Origin of the sequence: Rhodococcus sp. (in: high G+C Gram-positive bacteria) (assembly GCF_049286785.1) — a bacterium.
In the GTDB taxonomy this organism is placed as follows: domain Bacteria; phylum Actinomycetota; class Actinomycetes; order Mycobacteriales; family Mycobacteriaceae; genus Rhodococcus_F.
On sequence record NZ_JBAQEO010000711.1, the window covers coordinates 1 to 3,246 of the forward strand.

Below are 3,246 nucleotides of genomic sequence, written 5' to 3' on the forward strand. Positions count from 1 at the left end.
GCTGATGCCCGGACTGAGCGATTACGGCCTGGCTCGGGTCGTGGTAGCGGTACGTGCCGCGACCGTCGTGTCGCTCGGTGTCCTGCTGGCCGTGGGGCCCGAGTGGGTGCGTGAGCGCGCCATGGCCACCGCCCTCATTCTGCTGGCCGCCGCGGCGTACGCAGCGCTGATGCTCGCGAAACCGAGCCTGGAGCTTCGGCGCGCGCGCTACGCGGCGGGTGTGGCGGCGATCGATTCGATCCTCACTCTCGCGATCATTGCCCTCACAGGCGGTGTGCACAGCCCGGCGGTATCGGTCCTGATGCTCGTCGTCATCGCCTCGGCGACACGACTGAAGGCCGTCGAGGCAGTCCTGCTGAGCATGCTGCTCGCCGGCGGATACTTCGCCGTCGTGATGAGTACTGCAACCGACATCGCCGTCGCGCCGGACCCGACACTGCTGGGGGCATGGTGGGCGCTCTACCTGCTAGTCGCCGCAGTCCTCGTCGGCGGCTTGTCCATGCTCGCCGAGCGAGAACAACGTTCACGGCTTGTCGCGCTCGTCGAAGCGGAAGCTGAACACGCAGCGGCCGAGGAAGAACGGGACCTACGCGCGCGATTGCTTCAATCGTACGAATCGCAGCAGGACGGCCTGCGGGTGCTGCTGCACGAATTTCGGACCCCGGTCGCGTCCCTCGAGGCGCTTTCCCAGGCACTCACCGACGACAAGACACCGATATCCGCCGGCGACCGGGAAGCCAGCCTATTGCTCGCGGGCGCGCACGCGACCCATCTCGGCGAAATGCTCGACGCGCTCGGAGACGTCGCCTTGAGTCGTAGTCCCACGTTCACCTCCGGCCGGATCCGCCGCGTCGATGTTGCCGAGTTGATCAACGCCGCGGCGGACGCGGTGGATCTGCACGAGCCGCGGTTGCGGGTCACCGTCACCGGCGACGTCACGGCGGTGCGGGTCGATGCTCAGGGCCTGCGCCGTGTACTCACGAACTTGCTGGAAAACGCGTCGCGGCACGGGCGGGGTGCGCCCGTCCAGGTGGTGTGCACGCGGGCTGATCGTGAGCTGACCATCTCGGTGCTGGACCGAGGTCCGGGCATCCCGGAGGGCAGTCTCGGAGAAGTGACTGCCAAGTTCGTCAGCGTCGGTGGACAACGCGGCACGGCGGGGCTCGGATTGTGGATCGTGCAGCAGATCGTCGAGGCGATGGGCGGACGACTCCACTTCGATGCGCGGGGTGGCGGGGGTCTGGTGGCCACCTTCCAGATGCCGGTCGACTGACGTACGCCGCAGAACCCGTTTACCGAACACGAAAATTGGTACGGCACAACATTTCCTGCGTGTGATCCGAAACAGCAGTCGCATGGGCCCGCGGGGGCCACGAATTGGCACGCGGGTCCGTATCGATCGGCGTCGCGTCAGGCAAGTATTGGCCTTACTCACATCGCGTGACATACACCACATCTCTCCGGCGGTCGGATATCTCGGCGGATGGCCGATGGTCCGGCTGCGGACGAAAGGAAGCATCATGGGCGTCTTCAAGGACGAGGCCGAGGTACACCAGTATCTGGGTGCGGTTTTCGAGAAGGCCATGGAAGACGACGCGCTGTCCGATGCGCTCGCGGCCTCCGGCGTCATCTTGCGGATTCACTACACCGACCCCGTCTCCAGCGTCACCGTTGACATGCCGAGCAAGAAGGTTCTGTCCGGCGACACCTCCCTCACCCCGACGGTCGAGCTGTTCATGTCCGCTGACCTGGGCAACCAGTTCTGGCTCGGCAAGGTCAACCTGCCAGTCGCGATGGCCAAGGGGACCGTGCGCGCGAAAGGCCCGGTTCCGAAGATTCTCAAAGTCATTCCTGTCGCAAAGCAGCTCTTCCCGCGCTACGTGGAAATGCTCACCGACGCCGACCGCAAGGACCTCCTGAATGCCTGAGGGCGCCACAGGCATCGGCACGTCGATCGCGAAAGGTAAGCAATGAGCACCACCGAATCACCCGTAGTAACCACACACAAGGACATCGACCTCAGTGCCCGGGCATTCTGGGCGCAGTCGGCGGAAGAACGAGACGCGGCATTCGCCGTGCTGCGACGCGAGAACCCGGTTCCGTGGAGCCGTCCGGCCGAGTCCGATCTCCTTCCCGAGGAAGACAACACCCACGGCTTCTGGTCACTGACCAAGTACGAGGACATCCGGGAGGCCAGCCGCAATCCCGAGGTGTTCTCCTCGTCGAGCGGCATCACGATGGAGGACTTCACTCCCGAGATGACCGAGCTCGCACAGTCGTTCATCGCGATGGATGCACCGCGGCACACCCAGCTGCGCAACATCACCATGAATGCCTTCAAACCGCAGAACATGCGACGGCTCGAGGGCTGGGTCCGGGGACATGCCCGCGATCTGGTCGACGAGATGGCGCCACTGGGGCAGGGCGACTTCGTCGAACTGGTGTCGATCGAACTGCCCGGACGCATCTTCGGCAGCTTTTTCGGCCTGCCGCCCGGCGAGATCCACAAGAAGACGGTCGACGCCGCGCAGCGGTTGCTCTCGTGGCCCGACCCCGAAGTCTGCGGCGACGAGTCGGGACTGGAACTCTTCGCCGGCGCGGTGATGGACCTGTACGAAACGGCCGCGATCCTGATCCCCGAACGCCGGGAGAACCCCGGTGACGACCTGATGACCTGGCTGGTGCAGGCCGAGATCGACGGCGAGCGGATGACGGACGAGGAGATCTCGGCATTCTTCGTGCTGCTCGCGGTCGCCGCGAACGACACCACCCGGCACGCGTCCGCACAGGCGATCCACGCATTCTCCAAGTACCCCGAGCAGCGCGCGCTGCTTCTCGAGGATGTGCCCGGCCGGGTGGAAGGGGCCGTCGAAGAGGTTCTGCGCTGGGTCTACCCGCTGTTGCACATGCGGCGCACCGCGACCCGTGACATCACCATCCGCGGGTCCGAGATCAAGGCCGGCGACAAGGTCGTCCTCTGGTACTGCTCGGGTAACCGGGACGAGGAGATCTTCGAGAATCCGATGGACTTCGACATTCTCCGGAACCCGAATCCGCACATCACCTTCGGTGGCGGTGGACCCCACTTCTGCCTCGGTGCGGCCCTCGCGCGGACGATGCTCAAGACTCTGCTGACCGAGATCTACACCCGAATTCCCGACATCTCCGCACCCGAACCCGATTTCCTGGTCGCCAACTTCATCAACGGCATCAAACGTCTGCCGGCGACGTGGACACCCGAGCAGC

At 65.0% G+C, this 3,246-nt stretch carries 3 protein-coding genes; all 3 read left to right on the forward strand.

Going from position 1 to position 3,246, the window contains the following annotated elements; all coding sequences use genetic code 11:
• Position 1 precedes the first annotated feature (1 nt).
• The gene (locus tag WAW17_RS25725; protein WP_422335706.1) at positions 2–1,273 is read left to right on the forward strand and encodes a sensor histidine kinase; all 1,272 of its coding nucleotides are present in this window, start codon (positions 2–4) and stop codon (positions 1,271–1,273) included.
• A gap of 247 nt (positions 1,274–1,520) precedes the next feature.
• The gene (locus tag WAW17_RS25730) at positions 1,521–1,928 is read left to right on the forward strand and encodes a sterol carrier protein (protein WP_422335707.1); all 408 of its coding nucleotides are present in this window, start codon (positions 1,521–1,523) and stop codon (positions 1,926–1,928) included.
• A 42-nt stretch (positions 1,929–1,970) separates the two neighbouring features.
• On the forward strand, positions 1,971–3,246 hold a 1,276-nt coding region (locus tag WAW17_RS25735; RefSeq protein ID WP_422335708.1), incomplete at its 3' end, for a cytochrome P450.

Excerpts from the sequence above, each read along its gene's own strand:
- WAW17_RS25730 (WP_422335707.1), top strand. The coding sequence starts at position 1,521 with ATGGGCGTCTTCAAGGACGAGGCCGAGGTACACCAGTATCTGGGTGCG.